Here is a 16103-nt window from a genome sequence, read left to right on the forward strand (position 1 = left end):
GGCGCGCAAGGTAAAGTCAGGCGCTGGCGGCAATGCGGGCGGGCGTGCCCGGCCCCGGATCGCGCAGCACATAGCCGCGGCCCCAGACGGTTTCGATGTAATTCTGCCCGCCCGTCGCCTCGGCCAGCTTCTTGCGCAACTTGCAGATGAAAACGTCGATGATTTTCAGTTCCGGCTCATCCATACCGCCGTAGAGGTGGTTAAGGAACATCTCCTTGGTCAGCGTGGTGCCCTTGCGCAGCGAAAGCAGTTCCAGCATCTGATATTCCTTGCCCGTCAGATGCACCGTGCGCCCGTCTACCTCGACCGTCTTGGCGTCGAGGTTCACATTCACCCGGCCGGTCTTGATCATCGACTGGCTGTGGCCCTTTGACCGGCGGATGATGGCATGGATGCGGGCCACCAATTCCTCACGGTGGAACGGTTTGGTCAGATAATCATCGGCGCCAAAGCCGAAACCCTTGATCTTGTTCTCGGTATCGTCTGAGCCCGACAGGATGAGGATGGGCGTTTCCACCCGCGCCAGACGCAGCTGGCGCAGCACCTCATGCCCGGACATGTCGGGCAGGTTCAGATCCAGCAGGATCAGGTCGTAATCGTAAAGCTTGGCCAGATCGATGCCGTCTTCACCCACGTCGGTGCAATAGACGTTGAGGTTGGCATGGGTCAGCATCAGTTCGATGCTGCGGGAGGTGGTCGGATCGTCCTCAACCAACAGGATTCGCATCTGTCAAAGCTCCGTCAGAAACCGTCTTCGTTAACGACTGTGGGGGCCAATGGTTAACCTTAGGTTACTCTGCCAGAACGAAAGTGGAAAACAATCTAAAGTTGTCTATACTTCTGCAAAGTGGTCACGCGCAGCGCCTTGTCGCCATGGCGTTCCACCGCCTGCCGCCAGAGGGCAAACTCCTCCTCCGAGAGGTCATAGCGTTCCAGCGCCTCCCCCTCGGCGATCAGACCATAGATCACCGCCTTGACCACCACGGCCTTGCGGCTGGCCACCCAGCGGCGGGTATCGGGCGGCGGCAGGTCGGCACGGGTCAGGATGCTGCCGTCGGGCAGCGTCACCTGGCGCGGGCCATCGACACGTTTGAGATACATGGCACTCCCCTTCATCCTGCGCGATCCTGAGGCATCGTCCTTAAGCAAGCGTGAAGCGCGGGGGTTGAGAGTAGACAGCATTTTCCTATATTGCGCAGGAACCCACGGACCATTCCCCGGAACACCCCCTTGCGCGACCATCCAATGAACTCGCTTGGCTTTGCCAAGCCCCCTGCCGATACGCGCGTTGTCGTGGCGATGTCGGGCGGCGTCGATTCCTCGGTCGTGGCGGCGATGCTGGCCGAAGAGGGCTATGACGTGGTGGGCGTCACGCTGCAACTTTATGATCACGGGGCGGCGCTGGCGAAAAAGGGCGCCTGCTGTGCCGGGCGCGACATTCACGACGCGCGGCGCGTGGCCGAAACCATGGGCTTTCCCCACTATGTCCTTGATTATGAAAACACCTTCCGCGAAGCGGTGATCGAGGAATTTGCCGATGCCTATCTGGCGGGGGCAACGCCGGTGCCCTGCATCCGCTGCAACGAACGGGTGAAGTTCAAGGATCTGCTGGCCACCGCCCGCGATCTGAACGCCGATTGCATGGCCACCGGCCATTACATTCAGCGCAAGATGGGTGCCGCCCCGGAACTGCATCAGGCGACCGACGCGAACCGCGACCAAAGCTATTTCCTGTTCTCGACCACGGCGGAACAGCTTGATTTTCTGCGCTTTCCGCTGGGCCATCTGGCGTCAAAGGCGGAAACCCGGGCTTTGGCGGCAAAATACGGCCTGCCGGTGGCCGACAAGCCCGACAGTCAGGACATCTGCTTTGTGCCGAACGGCAATTACGCGGCCGTGATCGAAAAGCTGCGCCCGGGTGCTGCGGACCCGGGCGAGATTGTGGATATGGCGGGCAATGTGCTGGGCGCCCATCGCGGCGTGATCCATTACACGATCGGCCAGCGCAAGGGGCTGGGCATCGGCGGGCTGGGCGAGCCGCTCTATGTCGTCCGGCTGGACCCGGAAACGCGCCGGGTGATCGTCGGGCCGAAAGAGGCGCTTTCCACACGCAAGGTGGCGCTGCGCGAGATCAACTGGCTGGGCGACGAAGCCTTTGACAGCCGCGCGGAATGGCATCTGAACGTCAAGGTCCGCTCCACCCGCCCGCCGCGCCCGGCGGTGATCCGCCCGCTTTCGGCGACCGAGGCAGAGGTGGAACTGCTCGACCCGGAGGATGGGGTTTCGGCCGGGCAAGCCTGCGTCTTTTATGCGCCCGAAGGCAGCCGCATCTTTGGCGGGGGCTGGATATGGCGGGGCCGGAACTGACCGCATCGCCCGCGGTCACGCCCGAGATTTTGCTGCGGGCCTATGCCATGGGCCTGTTTCCCATGGCCGAAAGCCGGGACGCGACCGATCTGCACTGGATCGACCCGCGCCGGCGCGGCATCTTCCCGCTGGAAGGCTTTCACATCTCGCACAGCCTGCGCCGGGCGATCCTGCGGGCGGATTATCAGGTGACGGTGAACCGCGATTTCGCGGGTGTGGTCGCTGGTTGCGCCGAGCGGGCGGAAACCTGGATTAACCCGGAAATCACGGCCCTTTATCTGGCGCTGCACCGGCAGGGCCATGCGCATTCGCTGGAGGTCTGGCGGAACAGCGCCCTGATCGGCGGGGTTTACGGCGTCAGCCTTGGCGGCGCTTTCATGGGGGAATCGATGTTCTCCCGTGCCACCAATGCGTCAAAGCTTGCGCTGGCCTGGCTGATGCACCGGCTGCGGGCGGGTGGCTTCGCCCTGTTCGACACGCAATTCCTGACGCCGCATCTGGCCAGCCTTGGGGCGGTGGAAATTCCCCGCGCGGCCTATCACCGGCTGTTGCAGCGTGCGCTGCCGTTGCAGGCCGACTTTGCCCCGCCGGGGTATCAGCCGTTGCCGTCTTCGGTCGCGGCGCCCTCGCCCGTGCCGTCCTCTTCCGGGGCCGGGGCGACATCGGGCAGCACCAGATCGGGCACGTCACAGCGCAGCACCCAGACGTCATAGCGCGGATGGTCCAGCGCCGAGAGGCCCGGAGACGAGGCGACCATCCAGCCCTTGAAGACAGGATCGGGGGCCGCCACGTCGTGAATCGTCAGATGGGCATAGGCTTCGGCAGTGGGATTGTCGGCTGGATAGCGGCAGGCATCGACCTGCACCGTCAGCCGGGCCACAGTCTGGCTCTGGCCATTGGCCAGCGTCATGTCGCTGATTTCGCCGGTCAGCTTGTCCAGCAACCGCAGCCGCGCGCCCGTAGCATCGGTGATCTGCGCCAGCGCCGGGCCGGCCGCCAGAACAAATGCCGCCGCCCAAAACCCCGCCCGGACGTTCACGGTGCTGCCCCCGGCACGGGATCGCCCGATTTCGCACCGACGAATTTCATCAGAAGCGTGATCAGGCTGACCGCGCCCTGGGTATCCTCGATCTCGGCCCCGGGCATCAGGTTATCGGGGGAACCACCCGGAACCAGTTCGACGAAATTGCCGCCCAAAAGCCCCTCGGAGGAAATAAGGATCGCCGAATCGTCGGGCAGTTGCACCGAACGGTCCAGCGCGATTTCGGCATCGGCGAAATAGGTCTGCGGGTTCAGCGTCAGGCTGGTGATGGTGCCGACCTTGACCCCTGCCAGCCGCACATCCGAGCCGACCGAAATCCCCTCGACCGAGCGGAAAGAGGCGGTCAGCGGATAGGTGCCCCCCCCCGCCTTCAGCCGGTCACCGCCTGCGGCGTAAAGGACAAAGGCAACTGCCGCGGCCAGAACCGCGGCACCCGCCAGAACTTCTGCACGGTTCTCGGCCATTATTCCGGCTGCCACGCCTCGTAATCGCCGCGCGTCACCGGCGCGGCGCGGCGGATCGAGCCGGGCGGGGCATAGGCGGCAACCGTGCCGGTCAGATTCTCCTGATGCGGCTTTTCCCAAGACTTGTGCGTGAGCGGCGCCTTGGTCGGCGGTTCGTCCCAGGTGAAATGCAGCCAGCCATGCCAATCGGGCGACACGCGCGACGCCTCGGTTTCACCATTGTAGATCACCCAGCGGCGCTTGCCGTCGCGGGTCTGGTAAAAGACGTTGCCCTGCTCATCCTCGCCCACCCGGACGCCCTTGCGGGCGGTGAAAATCTGGGTGCCGATGGTCTGGCTGTTCCACCAGGTCAGAAGGCGAAGAAGGAAATACATCAGGCACCTCGTCAGGCTGTTTCGCCCCTTATAGCAGCCGCGCCCCCAAGGTCCAGCCTTCGCAAGGCCCCGGCGGCGGCCCCGGCAAAAGGCCGCAATTTTCCGCGCCCGACTTTCAGCGCCCGACTTTCAGCGACGGAGTTGTATTTTCTGAGCGTTTCACTAAGTCATAACAGATCAGAACAGGACGACGCCCATGCAATCCACCGGCACATTCGCCACCGCCCATGCCTCGAAATACCTGCAACAACTGTGCAAACACTTCGCCCACAAAGTCGATGTCAGCCATGACACCACACAGGGCCGCGTGGCTTTGCCTTTGGGTCCGGTCGATCTGACCGCCGATGACGCGACCCTGACGGTCACCGTCACCGCCCCGGATGCCGAAGGGATCACGCGCGCCCAATCGGTGATCGACCGCCATCTGGCGCCTTTCGCCTTCCGTGAGGCGTTTCAGACGCTGGGCTGGCAACCGGCGCGCACATAGGCCAGCGCGGGCAACAGGTCTGCCGCGGCACGGCAGACCACGGCGCCTTCGGCCGCCAGCATGTCACCGACATCCATCGGCAGGCTGGAGTTGGAGCCTTCGGGGATCTGGTTCAACCGCCCGCCGATCAGCACCGGCAGCGCCAGTCCCCGCGCTGCCAACGCCGCCTTCAGCGCCTGATAATAGGCCAGCGCCACGCCGTTATAGGTGGAAATCGCAATCGCATCGGGCCGCAGCGCCTCGGCCAGCGCTGCCAGCGGGCCGGGGTCCGTGGAGGTGCCGCCGTCCAGCGCCTCGGCCCCCAACTGCCGCAACATCTCGTCGATCAGCATCTTGCCATGCTCATGCACGTCGGATGTGGCGACCAGCACCCGCAGGCCGCGCACGTTCGGGTGCAGCGCCGGATCGGTCCCGGCCAGCGCGGCGTGTGACATTTCCGCGATCTCGGTCAGGATCGTGGCGGGCACCACCGGCACGCGCCCGCCCATGGCCCGCGCATCAGGCAGGCCCGCACCATAAGCCGCCTCTATCCGCCGCCCGCCCATGCGGCGCAGCGCCAGAAGAACCGCGAAAGCATCGGTGCAATCCACCCCCGCCTCGGCCAGCCCGGCCCAGAGCGCCGCACGGAACCGCCCTGCCCCCGCACGCAGCCGCGCCGTCAGCCGCCCCACAGCCTCCGGGTCGATCAGCCCCGGCCAGCCCGCCGATTGCTCGATCAGCCGCCCGGCGAAAAGCTGCGCCTCGATCACCTCCTGCACCTCGGGGATCCGCTCGTTCTCGGTCACCGGCACCGGGTTGATGGCATGGCCCGACGGCCAGAGCCGCTGCCCCAGCGCATCGACCATCAGATAAGAGGCAAGGCTGGCCCCGTTCTGCGCCGGCTGGCCACGGTAGCTTGTGGTGTTGCCGTAAACCATGGTGCCGGGGGATGCCCCCTCTTCGGCCAAAGCGCGCTGAAAGGCCATGCGCGCCAAAGGATCGCTGAAATGGTGTCCAAAGGCATGGCCGATTTCGGCGCCGATCAGCCGGGTGACGATGTCCCGCTCGACCAGAATCATCCCCAGCGCATTGGCAAGATCGGTGAATTGCGCGGCAAAACCATCGTCGATGTTGGAATGCACCATCACCGGCACCTCTTGCGCCGCAATCAGGCCAAGCGCGGTCACCGTGGCGGCGGTCGCCTGCACATCGTCGTCGTGGCCCGGCACGCGAAAGGTGAAATACTGCCCAAGGTTGCCGATTGCCGTGGCCCCCGCCGCCAGTGCGGCTTGGGTGTTTTCTACCGCTGCCGGAAAACCCAGCACGAAATCGCCGAAATGCGCCGCCACAGGCGCGGCATTGGCCAGCGCCACGAAATCCTCGACCCCCGGCAAAATCATGCCGGTGCCACGCTGCGCCCTGGCGCGGACCGCCCGGGGCAGCGCCATCGACCAGTCAAGGCAAAGCCCATAGCGGTCCACCCGATGCCCCGCCTTGTCACAGGCCAGCCAGATGTCGTGATAGGCGCGGATCGACTTGGCCGGCGCGCGCCAGCCGATCTGGGCATGACACATCACCCGGCCTTCGGCCATCGCCGCGCGCTTGTAATCGGCTTCGCAACCCACGCCATATTGCGCCAGAAAGGCCGATGGCCCCAGCCGCCAATCCCGCGCCAGCGCCCGGCCCGCCGCCAGAAGATCAGCACCCTTGGGAAGATCGTTCACCGCCACCTCCTGCAAGCCGAAGATTTTTCGCAGAAAAATCTTCTTCTGCGCCGGCTGCAATGAAAAAGGCGGGCCGATGGCCCGCCTTTTCTGCCCGCTGTCTGCGGTTCAACCGGCGCTGGCCGGTTCTTTCTTCTTGGTCTCCGCGTGAACGATCAGCGGCTTGGCACCGTTGTTCACCGCCTCTTCGTTGACCACCACCTCTTCGACCCCATCCAGCCCCGGCAGTTCGAACATGGTGTCCAGAAGGATGTCTTCCATGATCGAGCGCAGGCCCCGCGCGCCGGTCTTGCGCTTGATGGCGCGCTTGGCAATGGCGGTCAGCGCATCGGCGGTGAAGGTCAGCTTGACGCCTTCGATGTCGAACAGCTTCTGATACTGTTTGACCAGCGCATTCTTCGGCTCGGTCAGGATGGTGACCAGCGCCGCTTCGTCAAGGTCGGTCAGGGTGGCCAGCACCGGCAGGCGGCCGACGAATTCCGGGATCAGCCCGAATTTCAGCAGGTCTTCCGGCTCAAGCTCCTTGAAGAGTTCGCCCACGCCGCGCGCGTCGGGGTCTTTCACCTCGGCGCCAAAGCCGATGCCCGAACCCTTGTTGCGCTGCGCGATGATCTTCTCGAGGCCCGCAAAGGCGCCGCCGCAGATGAAGAGGATGTTGGTGGTGTCCACCTGCAGGAATTCCTGCTGCGGATGCTTGCGCCCGCCCTGCGGCGGAACGGAGGCCACGGTGCCTTCCATGATCTTCAACAGCGCCTGCTGCACCCCCTCGCCCGACACGTCGCGGGTGATCGAGGGGTTGTCCGACTTGCGGGTGATCTTGTCCACCTCGTCGATATAGACGATGCCGCGCTGCGCCCGTTCGACGTTGTATTCCGATGCCTGCAACAGTTTCAGGATGATGTTTTCGACATCTTCCCCGACATAGCCGGCTTCGGTCAGGGTCGTGGCATCGGCCATGGTGAAGGGCACATCCAGAATCCGCGCCAGCGTCTGCGCCAGAAGCGTCTTGCCACAGCCGGTGGGGCCGATCAGCAGGATGTTCGACTTGGACAGTTCCACCTCACCCGACTTGCCCGAGTGGTTCAGCCGTTTGTAGTGGTTATGCACCGCCACCGACAGCACGCGCTTGGCATGGATCTGGCCGATCACATAATCGTCCAGCACCTTGCAGATATCGCGCGGCGTCGGAACACCGTCGGTCGATTTCAGGCCGGTTGTCTTGGTTTCTTCACGAATGATGTCCATGCAGAGTTCGACACATTCGTCGCAGATGAAGACGGTCGGCCCTGCGATCAGCTTGCGCACCTCGTGCTGGCTCTTGCCGCAGAACGAGCAGTAGAGGGTATTCTTGCTGTCGCTGCCCGAGTTCGTTGCCATTGGTATCCTCTGCATATTCCCGGTGACCCGGATGCCTGTTGAAAGTCTAGGCCAAGGCCCGCGCCGCCACAACCTGAAATCCCCCCGGCGGATGACCGCCCGGGGGGAGGGTCTTGCTGTCAGGCCGAAACGCTGGCCTTGTCGCGCGGCGCCACGATTTCGTCGATCAGGCCCCAGTCCTTTGCCTCTTCGGCCGACATGAAGTTGTCGCGCTCCAGCGCCTTGACCACGCTGTCATAGTCATTGCCGGTGTGCTTGACATAGACCTCGTTCAGGCGCTGCTTCAGCCGCTCGGTCTCGCGGGCGTGGATCAGGATGTCGGTCGCCTGCCCCTGATAGCCGCCCGAAGGCTGGTGAACCATGATGCGGCTGTTGGGCAGGCTGAAACGCATCCCCTTTTCGCCCGCCGTCAGCAGAAGCGAGCCCATCGAAGCCGCCTGCCCGATGCAGACCGTCGAAACCTTGGGCTTGATGTATTGCATCGTGTCATAGATCGACATGCCGGATGTCACCACGCCGCCGGGCGAGTTGATATACATCGAGATTTCCTTCGAGGGATTTTCCGCCTCAAGGAACAGAAGCTGTGCCACGATGATCGTGGCCATCTCGTCATGCACGGGGCCCGCGACGAAAATGATCCGCTCCTTCAACAGGCGCGAGAAGATGTCATAGCGGATCGAACCACGTGCCGAGGTTTCTTCGACCGTCGGGATGATGAAGTTGTAGAACGTGGAAACCGGGTCTCTCATGTCAAACCTGCCTGCTGATGTTCGAAGCTTTATCGCCGGATGCTTGCCAGAGTCTTAGTGTCGCGCGCCGGGGGCTGCAAGGGCACCCGGCCTCGAGCGGAGTCGGGGTAAACCCCGACTCTGCCTCACGCCCCGCCGAACACCCGCCGCGCCATCAGTGCCCGCGCCGTTGCGGTCACAAGGCACAACAGGCCAAACCCCAGTGCCAGCGGCCGGAACGCCTCGGGCCAGAGACAGAGGGCGACAAAAAACAGCACGGTTTCCGTGCCCTCCAGCAGCCCCGCCGAATAATAGAGCGACTTCACCCCCTGCGCCGTCGTTTCTATGCCGCGCTTGGCGGCCAGCGCGGCATAGCCCAGAAAGCTCGCCCCGTTGACATAGAAGGCGGCCAGAAGAAAGGCCGCCGCCGGGGCATTGCCCCCCTCTCGCAACGCAAAGGCCAGCGGCACCGCGCCGTAAAAGGCAAAGTCACACAGAAGGTCGAGATAGCCGCCGAACTCGCTTTTCCCGCCGCTGGCGCGCGCAACTGCCCCGTCCAGCCCGTCCAGCACCCGCCCGATCAGCAAGGGCACCAGCGCCAGCACGCCGGGCAGCCCCAGCGCCAGCATCAGCGCCGCCGCAAGGCCAAAGCCAAGCCCGGCCAGCGTCACCTCATTGGCGCTGATGCCGTGATGGGCGACGCGCGCGCCCAGCCGGTTCAGAACCGGGTCGATCAGCGGGCGGATATGGCGGTCAAGCATGGCACATCACCTCTGCGTGGGCCGGGTGGTTTCGGGGTGGATTCGGTTGCGCCGGGCCCTTTGGGTTTCGTATCCCTTTGCCCGGAAGAGCGAAAGGAACCGCAATGCTGACACGCCGCCACTTTGGACAGATCACCCTTGCCGGGGCGGGTCTGCTCTTGGCCGGGCGCCCGGCGCTGGCCGCCGACTGGCAGGCCACGCTTGCGGCGGCCCAAGGCAAAACCGTCTGGTGGCACGCCTGGGGCGGCGATCCCAAGATCAACGATTTCATTGCCTGGGTCGGCACTCTGGCGCAGGAGCGGCATGGCGTGACGCTGGAGCATGTCAAGCTGGCCGCAACCGCCGATGCCGTGGCCCGCGTTCTGGCCGAGCGGGATGCCGGCCAGACCACCGGCGGCGCAGTGGACCTCATCTGGATCAACGGTGAAAATTTCGCCGCGATGCAGGCGCAGGGCCTGCTGCACGGCCCCTTTGCCGAAGACCTGCCGAACTGGCCCTTGGTCGATGTCGCGGGCAAGCCTGCGGTGGTCACCGATTTCACCCTGCCGACCGAAGGGCGCGAATCGCCCTGGGCCATGGCGCAGCTTGTCTTTGAACATGACAGCGCCCGCCTGCCCGTGCCGCCCGCCACGCTGGCCGCGCTGAAGACATGGATTCTGGCCAACCCGGGCCGCTTCACCTATCCGCAGCCACCGGATTATCTGGGGCTGACCTTCCTCAAGCAGGTGCTTTACGGCGTGATGGCCGATCCGGCCCTGCTGCAGGCGCCCGCCGGGGCGGATTATGCCGCGCAGGTGGCGCCCCTTTGGGACTTCCTCGACGCGGTGCATCCGGCCCTTTGGCGCAGCGCCCGGGCCTTTCCGGCGAGCGAGCCGGCGCTGGGGCAGCTTCTGGCCGATGGGGAGGTGGATATTGCCTTTGCGTTCAACCCCGGCCGGGCCAGCGCGGAAATCGCGGCGGGCAACCTTGCCGATACCGTGCGGACCTTCGTGCTTGCGGGCGGGACGATCGGCAATGCCTCCTTCGTGGCGATCCCGTTCAACGCCGCAGAGCCCGAGGCGGCGCAGGTGGTGGCCAATCTGCTGCTGGACCCCGAGGTGCAGGCCCGGGCGCAAGACCCGGCCATTCTGGGCTTTCAGACCGTGCTGAACCTGAACGCGCTGAATGCAGCCGACCGGGCGCGGTTCGACGGGCTGGCACTGGGCGTGGCCACCTTGCCGCCTGCGGCCCTTGGCCCGGCCCTGCTGGAACCCCATGCAAGCTGGATGACCCGCATCGCCGAGGATTGGCAGGCCCGCTACGGTGTTGCCCCGTGACAAGGGCCGCCGTCCCGCCCGGCATCGGCTGGCATCTGGTGCCTGGGCTGACGCTGGCCGTGCTGGTGCTGCCCGTGCTGGGCGGCCTCGCGGCCAGCTTTGCGCCCGGCTTTGGCCCGCAGGGTTTTGCCCGGATCATGGACTGGCCGGGGCTGGCGGGGGCGGTGCGGCTGTCGCTGGTAACGGGGATCGGATCGACGCTGATCGCGCTGGGGCTGGCGGCGCTGATCCTTGCCATGCTGGTAGACCGGCCCGTCTTTGGCCTGCTGCGGCGGCTTTTGTCGCCGCTCTTGGCGGTGCCCCATGCGGCGGCGGCGCTGGGGCTGGCCTTTCTGATCGCGCCTTCGGGATGGATCGCGCGGGCACTGTCGCCTTGGGCCACCGGCTGGCAGGTGCCGCCTGATCTGTTGATTCTGAACGATCCTTTCGGCCTTGCCCTGATGCTGGGGCTGGTGGCCAAGGAACTGCCCTTCCTCTTGCTGATGGGTCTGGCCGCCCTGCCCGCCTGCGATGCGCCGCGCCGCCTGACGGTGGCGGCTGCGCTGGGCCATGGCCGGCTGGCCGGCTTTGCCCATGCCGTCTGGCCGCCGCTTTACGCCCGGTTGCGGCTGCCGGTGCTGGCGGTGCTGGCCTATGCGATGACCACGGTCGAGATGGCGGCGATCCTTGGCCCCTCGCTGCCGCCCACGCTGTCGCTGCAGGTGGCCCTGTGGATGAGCGATCCGGGCCTGCGCGCCCTGCCCGCCGCCGCAGCCGGGGCAGCGCTGCAATTCGCGCTGGTGCTGGGGGCGATGGCACTGTGGCTTCTGGCCGAGCGGGCGGCGCGCGGGCTGCGGCACGGGTGGCTTTGGCGCGGCAGCCGCGGGCGTGGGCTGGACGGCGCGGCAAGGTGGCTTGCGACCGTCGCAGGCTTTGGCCTTGCGGCGCTGCTCATATGGTCGCTGGCGGGGCTGGCGCTCTGGTCGCTGGCGGGGCTCTGGCCTTTTCCCGCCGCCCTGCCCGATCAGATCAGCCTGCACCTTTGGCACAGCACCGCGCCCGCCCTTGGCCAAAGCCTTGGCCTGACGCTGCTGATCGCGCTTGTGGCCACCGGGGCGGCGCTGGTTCTGGTTCTGGGCTGTCTTGAGGCGGAGACCCGGCACGGCCAGCGCCCCTTCATCCCCATCGAGACGCTGGTTTACCTGCCGCTTCTGGTGCCGCAGATCGCCATGCTGCCGGGGTTGCAGATGCTGGCCCTTGGCGCCGGGTTTCAGGGCCATTGGCCTGCGGTGGCCGCGGCGCATCTGGTTTTCGTGCTGCCTTACGTCTTTCTGTCGCTGGCGCCCGCATGGCGCGGGATGGATAGGCGCCTGCCGCTGATCGCGGCCAGCCTTGGCGCCTCACCTGCACGCATCCTGTGGCGGCTGCGGCTGCCGTTGCTCGTGGCGCCGATCCTGACCGCGGTGGCGCTGGGGCTGGCGGTGTCGGTCGGGCAATATCTGCCGACGCTGCTGATCGGCGGCGGGCGGGTGGGCACGCTGACGACCGAGGCGGTGGCGCTGGCATCGGGCGGCAACCGCCGCCTGATCGGGGCATGGGGGCTGGCGCAACTGGCGCTGCCCGCCTTTGGTTTCGCGCTGGCGCTGGGCCTGCCCCGGCTGATCTTCCGCAACCGCCGTGCGCTGCGGACCGGGGGGCAAGGATGAACGGCCTGCACCTCGACGGTATCGAATTGCGGCTGCGGGGCAGCCTTTTGGCCCGCCTGTCGCTGCGGGTCGCGCCGGGCGAGGTGGTCAGCGTGATGGCCGCCTCGGGCAGCGGCAAGTCCAGCCTGCTTTCTGCGCTGATCGGCGCGCTGCCGCCCGGCTTTGCCCTGAGCGGGCAGCTCTGGCTGAACGGGCGCAACCTGACCGCGCTGCCCACGGCCGCGCGGCGCATCGGCCTGATGTTTCAGGAGGATGTGCTGTTCGACCACCTTTCGGTCGGCGGCAATCTTGCCTTTGGCCTGCCGCCCGGGGGCAATCGTGCGGCACGCCGGGCCGAGGTTGACGCGGCTCTGGCCGAAGCCGGGCTTGCGGGCTTTGCCGACCGCGACCCGGCAACGCTTTCGGGCGGTCAGCGGGCGCGCGTCGCCCTGCTGCGCACCCTTCTGGCCCGCCCCGAGGCGCTGTTGCTGGACGAACCTTTCGCAGGGCTGGATACCGGGCTGCGGGCACAGATCCGCGACTTTACCTTTGGCCACAGCCGGGCCCGCGGCCTGCCGGTGATCCTTGTCACCCATGACCCGGAAGATGCCCGCGCCACCGGCGGCCCGGTTCTGGACCTTTTCGGCAACCCTGTCGTCCTGCCCTAACGCACCACCGACAGCTCTGCCCGCAAGCCGCCCAACCGCTCGCTTTCGCCCAGACGCAGCGCGCCGCCGTGGCTGCTGGCGATATCGGCGGCAATCGCCAGCCCCAGCCCCACGCCACCGCCGCTGTTGGGATTGCGCGCGCTGTCCAGCCGCCGGAAGGGCTGCATCGCCTCGTCGCGCTGCTCGCGCGGGATGCCGGGGCCGTCATCCTCGACCACAAAGCGCAGCATCCGCTCGCGCGTGATCAGCGAAACCTCGGCCCGCGTGCCATGACGCACCGCATTGCCGATCAGATTCTCCAGCGCCCGCGCCAGCGCATCGGGGCGCAGCCGCAACAGCGATGGCCCGCCGACCACCGGCCAATCCACCGCGCCCAAGGTCACCGGCTGCCCGGCACGCGCCGCCGCCTCGACCACGCCGGTCACCAGCGCCGCCGGATCGACCGGCACCGCCTCTTCCATCGCATCGCCGCGTGCGAAGGCGAGAAACTCGTTCACCATCCGCTCCATCTGCGCGACATCCTGCGCCAGAGCCTCGGTCTCGTCATCCTCGGGCATCAGCGACAGCGCCAGCTTCATCCGCGTCAGCGGCGTGCGCAGATCGTGGCTGACCCCGGACAACATCATGGTGCGCGCCTCGATCTGCCGCTCGATCCGCGCCCGCATGTCCAGAAAGGCATGGCCCGCCGCCCGCACCTCCAGCGCGCCGCGCGGCCGGTAGGGCACCACCTGCCCCTTGCCAAAGGCTTCGGCCGCCTTGGCCAGCCGCGCGATCGGCGTCATCTGATTGCGCAGGAAGACGAAGGCCACCGCCGTCATCACGACCGAGGCCAGCACCATCAGCACCAGCAACTGATGCGGGTTCGAGGCCGAAACCCGCCGCCGGTCCACCTCGATCCGCATCTCGCCCCAGGGGGTGCGGAACCACGCCCGCACCTGCCTTGTGTTGGTCAGCAGGTCCGCCACCTCCATCTCGGGCAGGCGGGCGCGCAGGGTCTGGATCACCACCCGGCCCGACCAGTCCCAGAAGGCGCGGGCATCCGCCGCCGCCGGCGGGCCGCCCGGCAGGCTGACCACCAGATCCAGCGCCCCGCCCAGATCCGCCGCCCGCCCCTGCGCCGCCGCCAGATCGGGCGCCGCCGCCACCTCGGCCAGCAGATGCCGGATTTCGATGGCGATGCCCTCGCTCATCTGCCGGGTCACGCCCTCGAAATGCCGCTGGATGAAGGTGGCCGCGACGACAAGCTGCAACACCACGATCGGCAGCACGAGAATCAGCGCGGCCCGGCCAAAAAGCCCACGCGGCAGAAAGGGTTTGAGACGCAGCACCATGACCCGACTCTAGGCCATCGCACCGCCCCGGGTCCATCACCCAATGCGCAAATGGGCCTTGAGCCTGCCGCCGTGCGGCGCAAGACTGGGCCAAAGCCCGGAGTGCGCCCCGTGACCGACCCCGTGACTGACCCCCGCCTGACCCTGCTCCGCGCGCCCAACCCCTCGCCGATGACGGGCGAAGGCACCAACACCTGGCTTCTGGTCGAGGGGGAGGCGGTGGTGCTGATCGACCCCGGCCCGGCGCTGGACGCGCATCTGCGGGCGATTCTCACCGCCCTCGCAGGGCGTCCGCTTGCGGCGATTCTGGTCACCCATGCCCATCTCGACCATTCCGCGCTGGCGCCCGGCCTTGCTGCCGCCACCGGCGCGCCGGTGCTGGCCTTCGGCCCGGCTGGTGCCGGACAAAGCGCGCTGATGGCCCGGCTTGAGGCCGAGGGGCTGACCGGCGGCGGCGAAGGGATCGACCGCGCCTTCCGCCCCGACCGCTGCCTGACCGATGGCGAGGTTCTGCAGCTTGGCCCCTTGCAGATCGAGGCGCTGCACACCCCGGGCCATATGTCGAACCACCTCTGTTTCGCCTGCGACGGGCTGTTGTTTTCGGGCGATCTGGCAATGGGCTGGGCCAGTTCGCTGGTCTCGCCGCCCGATGGCGACATGGGGGCCTATATGGCATCGCTGCGGCGGCTGGCGGCGCGGCGCTGGCGGGCCATGCTGCCGGGCCATGGCGCCCCGGTCGCCGATGCCGCCGCAAGACTGGCCGAGCTGATCACCCACCGCGCAGCACGCGAAGCGGCCGTTCTGGCGGCGCTGACGGCCGGCGCAGCCGATGCCGCAACCCTTGCCGCCGCGATCTATCATGACACGCCCGCCGCCCTCTTGCCCGCGGCGCGGCGCAATGTTCTGGCCCATCTGCTTGATCTGGCAGACAGAAACCTGATCTCCGCCCCCCTGCCGCTGACCGCCGACAGCATCTTTCACCACCCCTGATTTTCTTGCCGCCCCCCCCTTGCCCCCCCCGAACCAGCTTGCTATACGGCCCCCGTGTTCCGGCGTAGCTCAGCGGTAGAGCAGTTGACTGTTAATCAATTGGTCGTAGGTTCGATCCCTACCGCCGGAGCCAAAAATCCACACAAAAACAGCTACTTACCGAAGACCCAACGGTCTCGGTGAGTGCTGCTTTTGGGGTGATAAGCATATCGTTAGCAGCCGCGCGGGGTGGCTTGCCCCTGTGGCGGCGCGCCAGCTTCTGGACAACGGCGCGCCAGCTTCTGGACTGGACAAGCGAACTCTGGACAAGCTGTCAGTCGCTTTGGACACGCTTCATCGCTGCGGTCAGGCGGCGCATGTTATAGCGCACGACTAAGTCAAGGATCGGGTCCGGTGCCTGCTCCAGGAACCGCAGAGTGGTGGCTAAGTCGTGGGAAGTTGCGCTTTCGACCTTCGCGCGCGGCAGAACTGGATTGGTGGAACTGCGTTCACTTGCCGTAGCTGCGGAAATCCATTCATAGATAGTTGCGCGGGACAATTTCCATTTGCCGCCCCGCGCGTTCCACCCCTTTGCATCGCGGACGATTGCATAGGGCAGGTCGAAGCCTTCAATCTGCACAATGTGGTGGGATAGCCGCGACTGCGAAGCGGCCTGAACAGCCTGTACAAGTGCTGAGACGGCCGCATTCCGTGAAAGACCATGCCTTGCCTGAAAGTCGTCAAGGCGCGACAGGATCGCCTGTCGCGCCTTCGCTTGTGCTAATGCCCTAGCTTTATTCAGAGCCGCCTTGTCTGGCTTCGGTGGCGGTGCTGGAACGCGCTTCTTCATGG

At 66.3% G+C, this 16103-nt stretch carries 18 protein-coding genes and 1 tRNA gene; 8 read left to right on the plus strand and 11 right to left on the minus strand.

Going from position 1 to position 16103, the window contains the following annotated elements:
- Positions 1-16: 16 nt before the first annotated feature.
- A complete protein-coding gene (gene ctrA / locus HS053_RS07355) occupies positions 17-727 on the minus strand; it encodes a response regulator transcription factor CtrA (RefSeq protein ID WP_174210583.1) in 711 nt (236 codons plus the stop codon).
- A gap of 95 nt (positions 728-822) precedes the next feature.
- On the minus strand, positions 823-1101 hold the full coding sequence (gene sciP / locus HS053_RS07360) for a CtrA inhibitor SciP (RefSeq protein ID WP_174210584.1): 279 nt from the start codon (positions 1099-1101) through the stop codon (positions 823-825).
- Positions 1102-1230: 129 nt separating this feature from the next.
- Between sciP and mnmA the strand changes: the two genes are divergently transcribed.
- Together mnmA and aat are read left to right on the plus strand one after the other, a co-directional pair.
- Positions 1231-2367, plus strand: a complete 1137-nt coding sequence (gene mnmA / locus HS053_RS07365) for a tRNA 2-thiouridine(34) synthase MnmA (protein WP_174210585.1) — start codon at positions 1231-1233, stop codon at positions 2365-2367.
- Positions 2349-3080, plus strand: a complete 732-nt coding sequence (aat, locus tag HS053_RS07370) for a leucyl/phenylalanyl-tRNA--protein transferase (RefSeq protein WP_174210586.1) — start codon at positions 2349-2351, stop codon at positions 3078-3080. Before mnmA ends, aat begins: the two co-directional genes overlap by 19 nt.
- Here aat and HS053_RS07375 read toward each other — a convergent pair.
- Genes HS053_RS07375 through HS053_RS07385 form a run of 3 tightly spaced genes read right to left on the minus strand, consistent with a single transcriptional unit; the run spans position 2963 to position 4247 of the window.
- Positions 2963-3406 (minus strand): DUF2155 domain-containing protein, encoded by a 444-nt coding sequence (locus tag HS053_RS07375; RefSeq protein ID WP_174210587.1) that lies wholly within the window; start codon positions 3404-3406, stop codon positions 2963-2965. The genes aat and HS053_RS07375 overlap by 118 nt on opposite strands.
- Positions 3403-3873, minus strand: coding sequence for an outer membrane lipid asymmetry maintenance protein MlaD (gene mlaD, locus HS053_RS07380; protein WP_174210588.1), 471 nt, complete (start codon positions 3871-3873; stop codon positions 3403-3405). Before mlaD ends, HS053_RS07375 begins: the two co-directional genes overlap by 4 nt.
- The gene (locus HS053_RS07385; RefSeq protein WP_174210589.1) at positions 3873-4247 is read right to left on the minus strand and encodes an NADH:ubiquinone oxidoreductase subunit NDUFA12; all 375 of its coding nucleotides are present in this window, start codon (positions 4245-4247) and stop codon (positions 3873-3875) included. The genes mlaD and HS053_RS07385 overlap by 1 nt, the downstream gene beginning before the upstream one ends.
- Before the next feature lie 196 nt (positions 4248-4443).
- On the opposite strand from HS053_RS07385, the gene HS053_RS07390 reads away from it, so the two are divergent.
- Positions 4444-4734 (plus strand): DUF2218 domain-containing protein, encoded by a 291-nt coding sequence (locus HS053_RS07390; RefSeq protein WP_174210590.1) that lies wholly within the window; start codon positions 4444-4446, stop codon positions 4732-4734.
- Here the strand turns inward: HS053_RS07390 and HS053_RS07395 are convergent.
- The 4 genes from HS053_RS07395 to HS053_RS07410 form a co-directional block, all read right to left on the minus strand.
- Positions 4701-6437, minus strand: a complete 1737-nt coding sequence (locus HS053_RS07395) for a hypothetical protein (protein ID WP_174210591.1) — start codon at positions 6435-6437, stop codon at positions 4701-4703. The two genes, HS053_RS07390 and HS053_RS07395, sit on opposite strands and share 34 nt — an antisense overlap.
- Positions 6438-6545: 108 nt before the next feature.
- Positions 6546-7814 carry an ATP-dependent Clp protease ATP-binding subunit ClpX gene (gene clpX / locus HS053_RS07400; protein ID WP_174210592.1) on the minus strand — a complete coding sequence of 423 codons (1269 nt, stop codon included), beginning with the start codon at positions 7812-7814 and terminating at the stop codon, positions 6546-6548.
- 119 nt (positions 7815-7933) lie between these two features.
- Positions 7934-8563: an ATP-dependent Clp protease proteolytic subunit gene (locus HS053_RS07405; RefSeq protein WP_174210593.1), complete on the minus strand. Its 630-nt coding sequence runs from the start codon at positions 8561-8563 to the stop codon at positions 7934-7936.
- A gap of 125 nt (positions 8564-8688) precedes the next feature.
- Positions 8689-9303: a CDP-alcohol phosphatidyltransferase family protein gene (locus HS053_RS07410; protein ID WP_174210594.1), complete on the minus strand. Its 615-nt coding sequence runs from the start codon at positions 9301-9303 to the stop codon at positions 8689-8691.
- Positions 9304-9407: 104 nt separating this feature from the next.
- Here HS053_RS07410 and HS053_RS07415 point away from each other — a divergent pair, with 104 nt between their 5' ends.
- The 3 genes from HS053_RS07415 to HS053_RS07425 are packed head-to-tail and all read left to right on the plus strand — an operon-like array spanning position 9408 to position 12951.
- A complete protein-coding gene (locus HS053_RS07415) occupies positions 9408-10619 on the plus strand; it encodes an ABC transporter substrate-binding protein (RefSeq protein WP_174210595.1) in 1212 nt (403 codons plus the stop codon).
- Entirely contained in the window at positions 10616-12304 is a 1689-nt protein-coding gene (locus tag HS053_RS07420; protein WP_347233306.1) for an ABC transporter permease, read from the plus strand. The genes HS053_RS07415 and HS053_RS07420 overlap by 4 nt, the downstream gene beginning before the upstream one ends.
- On the plus strand, positions 12301-12951 hold the full coding sequence (locus HS053_RS07425; protein WP_174210596.1) for an ATP-binding cassette domain-containing protein: 651 nt from the start codon (positions 12301-12303) through the stop codon (positions 12949-12951). The genes HS053_RS07420 and HS053_RS07425 overlap by 4 nt, the downstream gene beginning before the upstream one ends.
- On the opposite strand, the gene HS053_RS07430 is transcribed toward HS053_RS07425, so the two are convergent.
- Complete coding sequence (locus tag HS053_RS07430; protein ID WP_174210597.1) at positions 12948-14282, minus strand: ATP-binding protein; 1335 nt, start codon at positions 14280-14282, stop codon at positions 12948-12950. The genes HS053_RS07425 and HS053_RS07430 overlap by 4 nt on opposite strands.
- A gap of 171 nt (positions 14283-14453) precedes the next feature.
- Here HS053_RS07430 and HS053_RS07435 point away from each other — a divergent pair, with 171 nt between their 5' ends.
- Complete coding sequence (locus HS053_RS07435; RefSeq protein WP_241699798.1) at positions 14454-15272, plus strand: MBL fold metallo-hydrolase; 819 nt, start codon at positions 14454-14456, stop codon at positions 15270-15272.
- A 58-nt stretch (positions 15273-15330) separates the two neighbouring features.
- Positions 15331-15405: transfer RNA gene (locus tag HS053_RS07440), tRNA-Asn, on the plus strand.
- A 180-nt stretch (positions 15406-15585) separates the two neighbouring features.
- On the opposite strand, the gene HS053_RS07445 is transcribed toward HS053_RS07440, so the two are convergent.
- Positions 15586-16101 (minus strand): hypothetical protein, encoded by a 516-nt coding sequence (locus HS053_RS07445; RefSeq protein ID WP_174210599.1) that lies wholly within the window; start codon positions 16099-16101, stop codon positions 15586-15588.
- Positions 16102-16103 lie beyond the last annotated feature (2 nt).

This window comes from Tabrizicola fusiformis (assembly GCF_013328815.1).
Classification (GTDB): Bacteria; Pseudomonadota; Alphaproteobacteria; order Rhodobacterales; family Rhodobacteraceae; genus Fuscibacter.